The following is a 14,254-nucleotide window of genomic DNA, read 5'->3' as shown; positions in this document are numbered from 1 at the left end:
GAATTGCCGCATGTCTTTGTCCTTAAATCGAGATCGATTGAACGAGACATGCAGTAGTCGAACAGGTCTGCGTCAACGGGAGAGACGCATGGTTGCATCCGTGCCGCAGGAGGCGGTCGGGCGTGTTCTGATCGCGGAACGCAATCCGCTCGTCATTGCTGCCCTCCGTGGATTGTTTTCCGAGAATGCCCGCTTTTTCATCGCCGACACCGCGAGCACATCGGCCGAGCTTTACGAGAAGCTTGCCATCGCCGAAGTGGATTGCGTGCTGCTTTCCTGGCAGCTCGACGATGCCGAGGCACCCGAGGTTCTCGCCGATCTCGGCCGGCTCGGACTCGATCCGAGGATCGTTCTATTCGCCGATACTCGTGATCCGGCCGTCGTCAACGAGACGATCAGGCTGGGTGTGAACGGGCTTTGCTATCAGTTCGAGGATCCGGAAATCCTGTTCGCGACGCTCACCGCCGTGATGAAGGGCCGGATCTGCATTCCCTATACGGTGCTCTCCAAAATCTCCAACACACGCCCTTTCAGCAGCTCACCTCTCGCGAGAGCGAATTGCTCGGCATGCTGGCCAATGGCTGGACCAATATCCAGATCGCCGCGCGAACCGGCATCTCCGAGAATACCGTGAAATACCACCTCAAAAACCTTTACGACAAGCTCGAGGTGCGCAATCGCGCCATGGCCGTAGCACTCTACACAAAAGAACGCCGGCGCAACCCGGAGTAACTACCTGCGGGTAGTCTTCGCCTACCCATCTCCTCGAAGTGACCACCCGCAAGGACCGCGCTCGCGCTGCCCGTCCGGCATTCTTTTCTGCCTGAGCGAGTGTTGTGCAGACTTTCCCTGAAAGGCAGCTTCGGTTCCGAGGAAACGCCGTCCGCGGACGCAGCCATTGGAGGAACGATGTCAGGCTACAATCATCTCTTCATCCCAGGCCCCACCAACATTCCCGAGCAGGTCCGCCAGGCGATGAACCTGCCGATGGAGGACATGCGGTCCCCTCGCTATCCGGAGCTCACGCTGCCGCTCTTCGCCGACATCAAGAGAGTGTTCAAGAACCAGAGCGGCCGCGTTTTCATCTATCCATCGTCCGGCACCGGCGCCTGGGAAGCGGCGATGACCAACGTGCTCTACCCCGGCGACAGGGTGCTGATGAGCCGTTTCGGCCAGTTCTCGCATCTCTGGGTCGACATGGCCGAACGCCTCGGTTTCGAGGTCGATTGCCTCGACCGGGAGTGGGGCACGGGCGTGCCGGTCGAGCTCTATGCCGACCGGCTCGCCGCCGACAAGGCCCACACGATCAAAGCCGTCTTCGTGACCCATAACGAAACCGCGACCGGCGTCACCTCGGACGTCGCCGCCGTGCGCGCCGCGCTCGACGCCTGCGGCCACCCGGCGCTGCTCTTCGTCGATGGCGTCTCGTCGATCGGCTCGATCGACTTTCGCCAGGACGAATGGGGCGTCGACTGCGCCGTGTCCGGTTCGCAGAAGGGGTTCATGATGCCTGCTGGCCTCGGTTTCCTCTCTGTCAGCCAGAAGGCGCTCGAGGCCGCCAGGACCGCGCGTCACATGCGCTGCTACTTCTCCTTCGAGGACATGATCAAGACCAACGACACCGGCTACTTTCCGTATACGCCGCCGACACAGCTGCTGCACGGCCTCAGAGCGGCGCTCGACCTGATCTTCGAAGAAGGCCTGGAGACTATCTTCGCCCGCCATCATCATCTCGCCAATGGCGTCCGCGCCGCGGTCTCCGCCTGGGGGCTCAAGCTCTGCGCGACCGAACCGAAATGGCATTCCGACACCGTTTCGGCAATCCGTCTGCCGGAAGGAATCGATGGTGTCGAGGTCATCCGCCACGCCTACCAAACCTATAACACCTCGCTCGGCAGCGGGCTCGGCAAGGTGGCAGGCAAGGTCTTCCGCATCGGCCATCTCGGCTCGCTGAACGAGGTCATGGTTCTGGGCGCGCTTTCCGCCGCCGAACTGACGCTGCTCGACTGCGGCCTGAAGATCGAGCCGGGTGCGGGTGTGGGTGCGGCGATCAGCCAGTTCCGTTCCGCCGCGACCGCGTCGTCCGCCAAGGCAGCCTGAAAACCGGGAGGAGAGGAAATCATGAGCCACACGATAAACCATCTCCGCCGGTTGCGGCTGCAGCGCAGCGAACTCGCCGTTCCGGGCTCGAACCCCGAAATGATCGGGAAGGCCGCAAATTCCGACGCCGACTACATCTTCCTCGACATCGAGGATGCCGTCGCCCCGCCGGACAAGGAGCGGGCCCGCGCCAATATCGTCGCAGCGCTGAACGAGATCGACTGGCGCGGCCGTGGCAAGACCATCTCGGTGCGCATCAACGGGCTGGACACGCACTACATGTACCGCGACGTCGTCGACCTCATGGAGCAGGCCGGCGACAGGATCGACACGCTGCTGGTGCCGAAGGTCGGCGTGCCCGCCGACCTCTACATGGTCGAGGCGATGGTCAACCAGATCGAGATCGCCAAGGGCTACAAGACCCGTGTCGGTCTCGAGGCCCTGATCGAGACGGCTCTCGGCATGGCCAATGTCGAGGCCATCGCCTCCTTTGGCGGTCGCCTCGAGGCGCTGCATTTCGGCGTCGCCGACTATGCCGCCAGCCTCAAGGCCCGCACCGTCAATATCGGCGGCCTCAACCCCGATTATCCGGGAGACCAGTGGCATTTCGGCCTGTCGCGGATGACCGTTGCCTGCCGCGCCTACGGTCTGCGCGCCATCGACGGTCCCTTCGGCGATTTTTCCGATCCCGAGGGCTACAGGGCCGCCGCCCGCCGTGCCGCCGCACTTGGCATCGAGGGCAAGTGGGCCATCCATCCGAGCCAGATCGGGCTTGCCAACGAGATATTCTCCCCGCCTGACAAGGAGGTCGAACGCGCCCGCCGCATCATCGATGCGCTGAAGATCGCCGAAAGCGAGGGCAAGGGTGCAGCCTCGCTCGACGGAAAGATGATCGACGCCGCGTCCGAGCGCATGGCGCGCAACGTGCTCGCCACCCATGAAGCCATCACGGCCGGTCGCTGAGAGGAGGAAGACATGGACATCCACGAATATCAGGCCAAGGAACTTCTCTCCCGCTATCACATCCACATTCCGCGTGGCGGGCTGGCCTACAGCCCCGAACAGGCCGCCTATCGCGCAAGCGAGATCGGTGGCGATCGCTGGGTCGTGAAGGCGCAGATACATTCCGGCGCCCGCGGCAAGGCCGGTGGTGTCAAGCTCTGCTCGTCCGACCATGAGATCGTCGCGGCCGCCGATGCCATGCTCGGTGCCAAGCTGGTGACGCACCAGACCGGAGCGCAGGGCAAGCTGGTCAGCCGCCTCTACGTCGAGGAGGCGATGGATATCGAGCGCGAGATCTATCTCGGCTTCGTCCTCGACCGCAAATCCGAGCGCATCATGATCGTCGCCTCGTCCTCGGGCGGCATGGAGATCGAGGAGATCGCCGAGGCGGAGCCCGATTCCATCATCCGCGCCACCGTCGATCCGGGCGTCGGCATGCAGGATTTCCAGGCCCGCGAGATTGCCTTCGGGCTCGGCATCGACAATGCCCTGATCGGCCGCGCCACGCAGACGCTCATGGGCTGCTATCGCGCCTTCGTCGACTATGACGCCTCGATGCTTGAGATCAATCCGCTGGTCGTGACCCGCCGCGGTGATCTCGTGGCGCTCGACGCCAAGATGAGCTTCGACGAGAACGCGCTGTTCCGACGGCCGCATATCGCCGAAATGCGCGACAAGAGCCAGGAAGATCCGCGCGAGACCTACGCGTCCGACCGCGGCCTCTCCTATGTCGGTCTCGACGGCAATATCGGCTGCATCATCAACGGCGCGGGGCTGGCCATGGCGACCATGGACATGATCAAGATTGCCGGCGGCGAGCCCGCGAATTTTCTCGACATCGGAGGCGGGGCCTCGCCCGACCGCGTTGCGAAATCCTTCCGCGCCGTGCTGCACGACAAGAACGTTGAAACGATCCTCGTCAACATCTTCGCCGGCATCAACCGCTGCGATTGGGTGGCGGAGGGCGTGATCAAGGCGCTGAAGGAAGTCGGTGTCCCGGTTCCGCTCGTCGTGCGCCTTTCCGGCACCAACATGGAAGAGGGCCGGCGCATCCTCGCCGAGTCCGGCGAGGACATCATCGTCGCGGAAACGCTGGCCGAGGCTGCCGAGAAGGCGGTCGCCGCCTGGCGTTCCTACACCGCCAACAAAGCTGCTTGAGGGAGGCCTACGCCATGTCCATTCTCCTCGACAAGAACACGCGCGTCATCGTGCAGGGCTTCACCGGTAAAATCGGCAGCTTCCATGCCGAAGACATGAAGCGTTACGGCACCAACGTGGTCGGCGGCGTCACGCCCGGCAAGGGCGGGCAGACGCATCTCGGCATGCCGGTCTTCAACACGGTGAAAGGCGCCGTCCAGGAAACCGGCGCCGATGCCTCGATCGTCTTCGTGCCGCCGCCCTTTGCCGCCGACTCGATCATGGAGGCGGCGGATGCCGGCATCCGGCTCTGCGTCTGCATCACCGACGGCATTCCCTCCCAGGACATGATCAGGGTCAAGCGATACATGAGGCGCTATCGCTTTGAGGATCGCATGACCCTGATCGGGCCGAACTGCGCCGGCATGATCACGCCTGGCGAGGCGATGATGGGGATCATGCCGGGCTCGATCTACCTGCCCGGCCGCATCGGCATTGTCGGCCGCTCGGGGACGCTCGGCTACGAGGCGGCGAGCCAGATGAAGGCCCTCGGCATCGGTGTGTCGACATCGGTCGGCATTGGCGGCGACCCGGTCAACGGCTCGTCCTTCAAGGACATGCTGGAGTTGTTCGAACAGGATTCGGAAACGGACGCCGTGCTGATGATCGGCGAGATCGGCGGCCCGCAGGAGGCGGAGGCCGCTCTGTGGGCGCGCGACCAGATGAAGAAGCCGCTGATCGCCTATATCGCAGGGCTTTCGGCGCCGAAAGGCCGGCGCATGGGTCATGCGGGCGCGATCATCTCCGCCTTCGGGGAATCGGCGCAGGAAAAGGTCGAGATCCTGAAGGGGGCGGGTGTCACGATCGTGCCGACTCCGTCCTCCTTCGGCGAGAGCGTCGCCGACGTGTTGTCGGCGATGAACAAGGCAGCCTGAGCGGCAAGGCCGCCCGTTGAGTGCGGGCGTGCTCGCCCCAGACAACAACAAGAAGACACGATCCGCCCGGCGGATCGCACGAGTGGGAACAGGCTGCTCGGAAGAAGGCGGGCAGCCCCGGTTAACTAGGAGGAGCAACCAATGCAAGGATCAAGACCTCAGGTCGATCCGGCCGTCTTCTGGCCGTCGATCACCATCATTTTGGGATTTGTCGGTTGGGGGACGGTGTTCCCCGACAGCCTGTCCTCGGTCTCGAAAGTGGTCCTCAACACGGTCATCGACGATTTCGGGTGGGGCTTCGTCGTCTCGTCAGCGGGCTTCCTGATTTTCGCGCTTTTTCTTGCCGTCAGCCGCCTGGGCAAGATCCGGCTCGGACAGGACGACGAGCGGCCGGAATTCCGCACCGCATCCTGGATCTGCATGATGTTCAGCGTCGGCATGGGCATCGGCCTGATGTTCTGGGGCGTTGCAGAACCGATCTTTCATTTTTCAAGCCCGCCGCACGGGCAGGCGGAGCCGAAGAGCCTCGAGGCGGCGCTTCTCGCCATGAAGTACTCCTATTTCCACTGGGCGCTTCACCCCTGGGCCATCTATGCCGTGGTCGGCCTGACGATCGCCTATTTCACGTTCCGCAAGGGCAAGTCGAACCTGATTTCGTCTGCCTTCACGCCGCTTCTCGGCAAGGCCGCAAGCGGGCCGATCGGCAAGGCAATCGACGTGCTGGCGATCATCGCGACGCTGTTCGGCACGGCCACTTCGCTCGGCCTCGGTGCCCAGCAGATCAACAGCGGCATGGACTTCCTATGGGGGACCGGGACTTCCAACGCGATCGCGCTGTCCATCATCGGCGTCATGTCGGTGCTGTTCATCCTCTCGGCGGTGTCGGGCGTGGGCAAGGGCATCCAGTTCCTCTCCAACATGAATATGATCATCGCGATGCTGCTGTTGATATTCCTGCTCTGCATCGGTCCGACGATCTTCATCTTCAACACCTTCACGGAATCGCTCGGCTTCTATCTGAGTGACCTCGTAACCATGTCGTTCCGCACTGCGGCCTTCAGCGACGGCAAGTGGCTCGGCAGCTGGACGATCTTCTATTGGGCATGGTGGGTTTCCTGGGCGCCCTTCGTCGGCGTGTTCATCGCCCGCATCTCGCGTGGCCGCACGATCCGCGAATTCGTGATCGGCGTTCTGCTGATCCCGAGCGGCGTCACCTTCGTCTGGTTCACGATCATGGGTGGAACCGCGCTGCATTCCGAGCTCTTCGGCGCCGGCGGCATCGTCGACGCGGTCAACAACCAGGGTGCCGCAGTCTCGCTCTTTGCCTTGCTGGCGCAGTATCCCTTCGCCTGGCTGACGTCCCTGGTCGCCATTTTCCTGGTTGCGATCTTCTTCATCTCCGGCGCCGATGCAGGCGCGGTGGTGATGGGAATGCTCTCGTCGAACGGCACGCTCGAGCCGCCCCCGAGTGTCGTCGTGCTTTGGGGCGTGCTGGCGGGCGCCTCGGCCTCGGTCCTGCTCATGATGGGCGGATTGCAGGGTTTGCAGACGGCCTCGATCATCGCGGCGGCCCCGTTCCTGATCGTCATGGTCGGGCTCTGCATCTCGCTGTGGCACTCGCTCCTCGACGAACTGGAAGAGGGGCGGTCGCCGCGGAGGGTGCCGACTGCCGCTACCGCTGGCGAAGCCGCCGCACTTGCGCCTGAAGCCGCACAATAACGATGCTGATAATCTTAAGAGCGGCCGATCTTCTGATCGGCCGCTCTTAAGAAAAGCATGCGTTCGATCGTATCCAGCGTCTCATGTCGCAATTCGATGGCAATACGTTCGGAATTCGTGCTGCGTGGATTTTTGAATTGTCCAACATTGTCGCCTGAGCAATCGCCCGATCCGGGAGCGAGACTTGCACGTTCGGCCGCAGCGTCAGTTTCGGCGATCACCAATGACGGGGAGCGATTACCTGCTGCCCAGAATGAACAGAGGTAGAAATGATTTCCGATTCAGACCTTGTCGCGCATCGCCTCGACGCAATGAAACGCACCGAAGGCGGCGCTCCTTCGCTGCCGACGAATCCGTTCTTCGGGGTCGGTCCGATAACCGATGCGACAAAGGATGAGGTCGACAGCCGGCTGCGGCGCTATGAGTTCGACAAATGGATAGAGAGCACCTACCGGAAATACGATGACACCGGCAAGGATATCGGCGCGTTTACGACCGCCGAGCTTTCCCGCAGCATGCATCGCGGTTACCCGGCGGACAAAATTCTGCTCGATATGATGCGGGCGATCCATCGCTATTTTGAATTCCCCAAGTCGAACAGGATTGCAGTCGGTTTGGGCGGCGGCCACAGCGGCTATACCGTTTGCGTGCAGCACCTGCTCAACGCAAATGACGCGGGCCAGCGGGTGTATGTCGACACCCCGCGCCCCGAGAGCGACCGCGCCGGTGCAGCGGGCTTCTTCCGGCAATCCTGGGCAACCCAGCTCATAGAGATGCATCGCTTCGCGGAAAAGGGCGACGAAAACAGGATTCACTTTGCGAAGCGCGAGGGGGAGATCCCCTCGGCAAGCGCGCTCGCAGAACTCGGCGTTTCGATCTTCATTGGCGTGGGACACGAAACGACCGGTGCCAATTCATACACCAACGAGGAGATCACCGAGCTCCTGGCCTGGTTGGACGGCGACCCTGAAAACCGTCATGCCGTCTTCGACGCGACCTCCATGCTGGGGGCGATGCCTTGGGAGCCCGATGTCGTTCGGGCGGTAATGGCCAAATGCTGCCTGTTCATGCCGTTCCAGAAAGCAATCGGCGGCGTGTCCGGCTACTTCGTCGCATCCTTCACACCGGCGGCTCTGGCATTGATCGAGCGCAACCAGAGCAATCCGTCCTGGGCAATCCCGAGGCAGCTCAAGATTGCGCCGCCGATCAATCCCCGGCAGCCGTTCAGCAGCAAGCGGTCGGTCGATTCCGGTCCGTTCTACGATGCCGAGGAAGACAGGATGCGCGGCGGCGTCATCAACACCTATAGCGCCCTGGCATTCGCCGAGACGACCTTCGGGCTCTTGCAGACCGAACGGCGCGTCGGGTCCGTCAGCGAATTGAACAGGCGCTCGGCAAAGAACCGCAAGCTCGTCAACGAATGGGTGGACCGCAACCCGCTGTTCAGTCTCGTCGTGGAGGAAGAGGATCGCCGCGGCGCGGCGGTGACGCTGCTGAAGGTCAATGACGGCAGCATCTCGTCGTCAGACCTGCATCAGCGCATCATTGCGAGATCTAAGCAGATCCTCGGCTATGAAGGAATTACCCATCCGAACGGTGTCCACGAAAAGGGCCTCGATGCGGCGCGCTACGTGAACGCGTTCCCCGGCACTCCGGGTGATTATCGCGCCTGGATCGGTGGCATTCGCGACGCTGCCGATGTCACCGCGCTGCTCGACAATCTCAAATATGCCTATCTCAGGGCGAAGATCGTCGTCATCGAGGAGGAACTCGAGAGCAGAGGCAGCCGCGTCGACTATGCTGAATCCGCCGCCACCGGTGTCGCATCGGTGCGCGAAGGCACTTTCAAGGTATTGATCGCCGATGCGATCGGCCTTCGCTTCGACGCCGAGGGCCGTCTCGATCACAGTGAGCTGGCCGCATACATCCACGAGAAAGGCGGCGTGTTCCACGAAAACGCGGTGAACGGCGCCAGCCCGCTCGATGACGGCAAGATTCATTTCTACTACCGGCCCCACCTCAGCACCGCTGACGAGATCCTTGCTGAAGCCGGCGAGGGGCAGTACGACGCGGTGATCGCCGCCGCGACATTCATCCCCCAGGCCGCGAAATTCCGCCTTGGCGGCGTCCGTATCGGTACGGGTACCGGGAACATGGGATCCGCTTCCTGGGGCGGGCCGAACGGTGAAGGCGGCGAGGCCCCGCTGATGAATACGCCGGGCATCAACAGCAGGGCGACCGCGCAGATGGCCATGAAGGCTCTTCTCAAGGTTCTCCCCGACCTGCCGGTCGAGGAATTGCATGCCCGCGTCGTCGCGGGCGACTTCGATACCGGCAAGAACCTCGCCGAATATCCGACTGAGAAGCTCGAGGGAAAAAGGATCGCGATCCTCGGCTACGGCAACATAGGCAGGGAACTCGCACGTCTTGCCGAGGCGTTCCACATGGATGTGGTCGTCTACGCCCGGCCCGCGCATCGCGACAACATCATCGCGGAAGGCTATGAATACGCGGCTACTCCGGCGGAGGCCGCGCGTGGTTCGGATGTCTTGTCGGTCCATCTCGGCCTCGGAAAACAGGATCCGGCCACCGGGACATTCTCCAATGCCGGGATCGTCGATCGCGAAGTCCTGTCCGCTCTGAACGACAGGGCCGTTCTGCTCAACTACGATCGCGGCGAGCTCGTGAACGTGAGAGACCTGGACGACGCCCTGACATCCGGCAAGGTCAGGCATGCGGCGATTGATGCCGACATCTTCAAGTCGTCGGACGGCCCGAGCGGCCCGATGAAACCCTATCTCTCGCTTCTCCCGAAGCATGCCGACAAGCTTGAACTCCTCCCGCACGCGGCAGCGGACACCGACCATCCGACGCGCGTGGCCGGCGCGAAGCAAGCCGTCGACCAGATCATCGACTCGATACGATTGCTCTCGGTCACGAACCTCAAGGGTGACCTGCCCGATGGCTATGTATCGCAAGGTGCAAGCAGCCCCTCTGGCATTGGCCTTGTTACGCGCTCCGTCCTTGACCGAGTTGCGAACGACAAGGGTCTTCTCGTCCAGTTGCGGGAGGCCAGCGAAAAGATAGCCGCGATCCTCGGATCGCTCGAAACAGTTTCCGACGAGGCTCACAAAGCGCGGATCGTCGAGCGCTACCGGTCACTGCTTGCGCAGAACGCGTTGAAGCAGGTTCAACTTCTAAGGTCTGCCGGTCTGCTGGCCCCTGCTGCCAAGGAGTAGGAGGACAGGCGAGAAGGTGCCCCTTGCTGCGGTCTCACTTGAGGCGCATGCTGCGTAGTATCAGCGGCTATTAGCAAGGGCGCCACTGGCTGGGAGATCATCGCGCTTTCGCCCCATCCTAGGAGGCCGCGCCATGTATCCGTTCCGCGACTTTGACTGCGTTATCCGACCAAGCGAGATCAGTATGCTGCAAGGCGTGTTCGAAACCGAACTTGCCCGGACAAGGCTGAGGAGTGACACCGAGGAGGCCGAAACGCTCGCAAGGAGGCTGGTCGCGCTCTATCAGGAAGGCGTCAGAGACCCGAATCTCTTGGCTGAAAGGCTGAGAGACCGATAGCAGAGAGCGCCTTTGGCCAGCGCAAACAGGGCGCTAAAGCTCGGGGCGCCGCTCATCGGGATAGAGCAGGGCAGTGCCTGCCCGAGGACTGAGGAACAAACTCGCGCGCGGCCCCGTTTCGGAAATTCAAACGAGAGGCTTCGAGGCCAACCGCAATGGCACCCCGCTCATTCTGGAAAGGCTATCTGAAACTGTCACTCGTCACCTGTCCGGTGGCAATGACGCCGGCGACGACCGAGAACGAGAAGGTCCGCTTCCACACGCTCAACCGGAAGACCAACAATCGCGTCGTCAGCCAGTATGTCGATGCGGTGAGCGGAAAAGCTGTCGACGAAGATGACGAAGTTAAAGGCTATGAACGTGGCGAGGACGATTTCGTGCTTCTGGAGGACGAGGAACTCGAAGCGGTCGGGCTGGAAAGCACGCGCACCATCGACATCGACATGTTCGTGGAGGCCGACAGCATTCGCTGGATATGGTACGACAAGCCGCACTATCTCGTTCCCGACGATCCCGTCGGTGAGGAGGCCTTTTCAGTCATCCGCGACGCGATGGCCTCAACCGGGACGGTCGGTATTTCGCGGCTTGTCATGTATCGCCGCGAGCGCGCCGTTATGCTCGAACCGAGAGGGAAGGGGATCGTTCTTTGGACGCTGCGCTATGGCGACGAGGTGCGGAAACCCGAGGAGTACTTCCGCAACATTGATGACAGCGATAACGATCCCGAACTGATGCGCCTCGTGACGAAGCTGATCGAAGAACGCAGCAAGCCCTGGGATCCCGCTATGGTGAGCGATCCCGTTCAGGCGCGACTCCTGGACATCATTTCCGCCAAAAAGAAGGGCCGGAAGCGGCCGGCCAAGGCAAAGGCTGAGGAAGAGGAGCGACCCAGCAACGTGGTCAATATCATGGACGCGCTTCGCAAGAGCCTCAGTTCGGAAAAGAAGAAAAAGACGAAGAGTTAACTCCCGGCATCAAGGTGTCAGTCCGGCATCGAGACGCGATACTTGAAGCGATCGCGGATATGCGCGTTGAAGAAGCGGCCCTTTGAAAAGGCCCGCTTGAAGGCCGCATAAGTTTCGGGAGGCACATCCTCATAGTCATAACGCTTTTCGGTGGTCAGGAGCCAGACCGAGAGCGTTCGCGTCTCGGCGTCGTAGTCTGTCCTTTTTATCAGATGCGACGGCATTGCCTCACCGCTTCCTGAAAGGGTCCGTTCTGAGTGCAGCCTTACGCGGCCCTCCTTCGCCCGGCCTTCGCCTCCTTGAGCGGAACGGCGGCCGCGCGAAAATCCGCCCATGGGTCGGCGTGCAGCGACGCCAGCCGCGTCGGCGTGTTCTCCACCGTGAAATAGGCCGGTCCGATGCTGGGAGCCAATTCGTCCCAGGAGAGGGGCATCGAGACGGCGGCGCCCGGCCGCGCTCGCGTCGAATAGGGGGCCACCGCGGTCGCGCCGCGCTGGTTTCTCAGATAGTCGACCAGGATCTTGCCGCGGCGCTTGGATTTGCTGATGGTCGAAACGAACCGGTCGGGACTGTCGGAGGCCATCGCATCGGCAACCAACTTGGTGAAGGCCTTGACGGCCGGCCACTCCGCCTTGGGCTTCAACGGCGCCACCACGTGAAGCCCCTTGCCGCCGGATGTCTTGACGAAGGGAACAAGGCCGGCCGCCTTCAGGCGGCCTGCGGTCTCGAGCGCAGCTTCGATCACCGCTTCGAACGGCACGTCCTCGCCGGGATCGAGATCCATTATGATCGTGTCCGGTCTTTCCCAATCGGCGACCGTCGAGCCCCAAGGATGGATTTCGAGAACCGCGGACTGGACTAGCCCCATCAGGCCATCGAGATCCCTGATGCTCAACAGCTGTTCGTCGGGCGGGTCCTTCGGATCGTTGACGAGCACGATATTGGGGTTCAGCCCCTTCCAGGCATGCTTCTGGAAGAACGTCTCCCCGGTGATCCCGTTGGGGCATCTGACCAAAGCGAGCGGGCGCCCGACGATATGGGGGCCGACAAAGCGCCAGACTTCGGAGTAATAATCGGCGAGCCCCTCTTTGGTGACACCCTCGTCCGGCCAGTAGAACCGGTCGGGGTGGGTGAGTTTCACGGTCCGACGCGGAGCCTTGGGCGCAACTGCCGCGGACTTCGGCGTTTCGCGCACGATGTCGCGGGCGGGTTTATCCTCTCGCAATCCCCTGAACGAAGCGTGGCGGAGAAGGCCGTCGGCGGTCCAGGCCCTGAACTCGACCTCGGCAACGAGCTCCGGCCTGACATATCGGACCTGGCGCGCATCTTCCGCCGCAAGCCGCGCCGCGAACGGGCTCTCGGGCGTCCGCAAACGGTCCAACCTCTTGAAGAGCTCCTCCGCAACGGCGACGGTGAACCCTGTTCCAACGCGGCCCACATGATGGAGCTTGCCGCCTTGATAGACGCCGAGCACGAGTGAGCCGATCGCCTTGCGCGACGTGGTCGACGGCACGTAGCCGGCGACGACGAACTCCTGACGCGCCGAGCACTTGGATTTCACCCAGCTTTTGTTCCGTCCCGCACGATAGGGCGCATCGCGCTGCTTCGAGACGATGCCTTCGAGGCTCAGCCTGCAGGCATGACGCAGCACCAGGCTGCCTTCCTCCTCGAAATGGCTGCTGAAGCGGATGAGGCCATCGCCTTCGCTGATCAGCTGGCCGAGCAGCTCCTTGCGTTTGACCAGGGGCAGAGCGCGCAAGTCGTAGCCGTCGAGATAGAGCAGGTCGAAGACATAGAAGCGGAAACGATCGCTGCGACCCTCGCTCAAGTCGGCCTGCAATCCGGAAAAGTCGGAGGCCCCGGAGCCCGTTTCGACAACGACCTCGCCGTCGATCAAGGCCGTTCCGACCGGTAGCGCCTGCAATGCCGACACCAGCGCCTTGCCGAACCTTTTCGTCCAGTCCAGCCCGCCACGGGTGAGAAGCTTGGTGCGCCCGGCTTCGATCCGCGCCTGCAACCGGTAGCCATCGAACTTGATTTCGTGGAGCCAGCGTTCGCCGGCCGGCGCGGAGGCGACGAGGGTCGCCAATGAGGGCTCGACGAAGTCCGGCAAAGGAGCCCGCTTGGCGCCCTTGAACTTCGCGGGATCTGGGACGTTCGAAGCCGCTTCCGGCTCCTGCCCTGGTGAAGCGGCGGTTTTCCTGCCGCGAGCCCGCTTGCGTATCCGGCCGGTCTTCGACGACCAGCCCGGCTCTTCGCCGGCAACATCCTTGATCTCGCGGCCGGTCAGAACCGACTCCGGCCGCTCCTCGAGAATATCGGGGTCTTGCTCCGATCGCGCCGCCTCGTCGTCGCCTTTGATCAGCAGCCAGTTTTCCCGTTTCTCGCGCGGCTTGCCGGCCATCCGAACCAGATGCCAGCGGCCGCCGAGCTTTTCGCCGCTGAGCTCGAAGTCGAGATGGCCTTTCGCGTAGCCCCGCCGGGCATCGCCGATCGGCGTCCACGTGCCGCGATCCCACAGGATGACGGTACCGCCGCCATATTCGCCTTTCGGGATCGTGCCTTCGAAATCTCCGTATTCGAGAGGGTGGTCCTCGACGTGAACGGCAAGGCGCTTCTCGCCGGGAACGGGGCTCGGACCCTTAGTGACGGCCCAGCTCTTCAAAACCCCGTCCATCTCCAGCCGGAAGTCGTAATGCAGCCGCGTGGCGTCGTGCTTCTGGACAACGAAACTGTTGCCGGATCGACGCGCTTTGCCCCCCTTCGGTTCGGGTGTCGAGGCGAAGTCGCGCTTTTCCCGATAGGTTTCGAGGCCCATGG

At 62.5% G+C, this 14,254-nt stretch carries 10 protein-coding genes and 1 pseudogene; 9 read left to right on the top strand and 2 right to left on the bottom strand.

Annotated features, from left to right (window positions below):
• Positions 1-88: 88 nt before the first annotated feature.
• The 9 genes and pseudogenes from SS05631_RS24955 to SS05631_RS24910 all read left to right on the top strand — a co-directional run bounded on the left by SS05631_RS24955 (position 89) and on the right by SS05631_RS24910 (position 11,434).
• Positions 89-732, top strand: a pseudogene (locus SS05631_RS24955) (response regulator transcription factor).
• 177 nt (positions 733-909) lie between these two features.
• The gene (locus SS05631_RS24950) at positions 910-2,100 is read left to right on the top strand and encodes an aminotransferase class V-fold PLP-dependent enzyme (protein WP_037416404.1); all 1,191 of its coding nucleotides are present in this window, start codon (positions 910-912) and stop codon (positions 2,098-2,100) included.
• A gap of 21 nt (positions 2,101-2,121) precedes the next feature.
• On the top strand, positions 2,122-3,063 hold the full coding sequence (locus SS05631_RS24945) for a CoA ester lyase (protein WP_037416406.1): 942 nt from the start codon (positions 2,122-2,124) through the stop codon (positions 3,061-3,063).
• A 12-nt stretch (positions 3,064-3,075) separates the two neighbouring features.
• Positions 3,076-4,260, top strand: a complete 1,185-nt coding sequence (locus SS05631_RS24940) for a malate--CoA ligase subunit beta (protein ID WP_037416409.1) — start codon at positions 3,076-3,078, stop codon at positions 4,258-4,260.
• A 14-nt stretch (positions 4,261-4,274) separates the two neighbouring features.
• On the top strand, positions 4,275-5,174 hold the full coding sequence (gene sucD / locus SS05631_RS24935) for a succinate--CoA ligase subunit alpha (protein ID WP_037416412.1): 900 nt from the start codon (positions 4,275-4,277) through the stop codon (positions 5,172-5,174).
• A gap of 141 nt (positions 5,175-5,315) precedes the next feature.
• Positions 5,316-6,893: a BCCT family transporter gene (locus SS05631_RS24930; RefSeq protein ID WP_037416415.1), complete on the top strand. Its 1,578-nt coding sequence runs from the start codon at positions 5,316-5,318 to the stop codon at positions 6,891-6,893.
• Positions 6,894-7,162: 269 nt separating this feature from the next.
• On the top strand, positions 7,163-10,132 hold the full coding sequence (locus SS05631_RS24920; protein WP_037416421.1) for an NAD(P)-dependent oxidoreductase: 2,970 nt from the start codon (positions 7,163-7,165) through the stop codon (positions 10,130-10,132).
• Between the two features lie 133 nt (positions 10,133-10,265).
• A complete protein-coding gene (locus tag SS05631_RS24915; RefSeq protein ID WP_037416424.1) occupies positions 10,266-10,469 on the top strand; it encodes a hypothetical protein in 204 nt (67 codons plus the stop codon).
• A gap of 155 nt (positions 10,470-10,624) precedes the next feature.
• On the top strand, positions 10,625-11,434 hold the full coding sequence (locus tag SS05631_RS24910) for a Ku protein (RefSeq protein WP_037416427.1): 810 nt from the start codon (positions 10,625-10,627) through the stop codon (positions 11,432-11,434).
• 17 nt (positions 11,435-11,451) lie between these two features.
• Here the strand turns inward: SS05631_RS24910 and SS05631_RS24905 are convergent, their stop codons facing one another.
• Together SS05631_RS24905 and ligD are read right to left on the bottom strand one after the other, a co-directional pair.
• Entirely contained in the window at positions 11,452-11,658 is a 207-nt protein-coding gene (locus SS05631_RS24905; RefSeq protein ID WP_037416430.1) for a KTSC domain-containing protein, read from the bottom strand.
• Between the two features lie 41 nt (positions 11,659-11,699).
• Positions 11,700-14,252, bottom strand: a complete 2,553-nt coding sequence (ligD, locus tag SS05631_RS24900) for a DNA ligase D (protein ID WP_037416433.1) — start codon at positions 14,250-14,252, stop codon at positions 11,700-11,702.
• Positions 14,253-14,254: the final 2 nt, after the last annotated feature.

Source organism: Sinorhizobium sp. CCBAU 05631, assembly GCF_002288505.1.
GTDB lineage: Bacteria > Pseudomonadota > Alphaproteobacteria > Rhizobiales > Rhizobiaceae > Sinorhizobium > Sinorhizobium fredii_C.
Note: the sequence above shows the minus strand (reverse complement) of the source record. Positions and strands in the feature narration are given on the sequence as shown.

Excerpts from the sequence above, each read along its gene's own strand:
- sucD (WP_037416412.1), top strand. The coding sequence starts at position 4,275 with ATGTCCATTCTCCTCGACAAGAACACGCGCGTCATCGTGCAGGGCTTC.
- SS05631_RS24950 (WP_037416404.1), top strand. The coding sequence starts at position 910 with ATGTCAGGCTACAATCATCTCTTCATCCCAGGCCCCACCAACATTCCC.
- SS05631_RS24905 (WP_037416430.1), bottom strand. The coding sequence starts at position 11,658 with ATGCCGTCGCATCTGATAAAAAGGACAGACTACGACGCCGAGACGCGA.
- SS05631_RS24910 (WP_037416427.1), top strand. The coding sequence starts at position 10,625 with ATGGCACCCCGCTCATTCTGGAAAGGCTATCTGAAACTGTCACTCGTC.
- SS05631_RS24940 (WP_037416409.1), top strand. The coding sequence starts at position 3,076 with ATGGACATCCACGAATATCAGGCCAAGGAACTTCTCTCCCGCTATCAC.
- SS05631_RS24945 (WP_037416406.1), top strand. The coding sequence starts at position 2,122 with ATGAGCCACACGATAAACCATCTCCGCCGGTTGCGGCTGCAGCGCAGC.
- SS05631_RS24915 (WP_037416424.1), top strand. The coding sequence starts at position 10,266 with ATGTATCCGTTCCGCGACTTTGACTGCGTTATCCGACCAAGCGAGATC.
- ligD (WP_037416433.1), bottom strand. The coding sequence starts at position 14,252 with ATGGGCCTCGAAACCTATCGGGAAAAGCGCGACTTCGCCTCGACACCC.
- SS05631_RS24920 (WP_037416421.1), top strand. The coding sequence starts at position 7,163 with ATGATTTCCGATTCAGACCTTGTCGCGCATCGCCTCGACGCAATGAAA.
- SS05631_RS24930 (WP_037416415.1), top strand. The coding sequence starts at position 5,316 with ATGCAAGGATCAAGACCTCAGGTCGATCCGGCCGTCTTCTGGCCGTCG.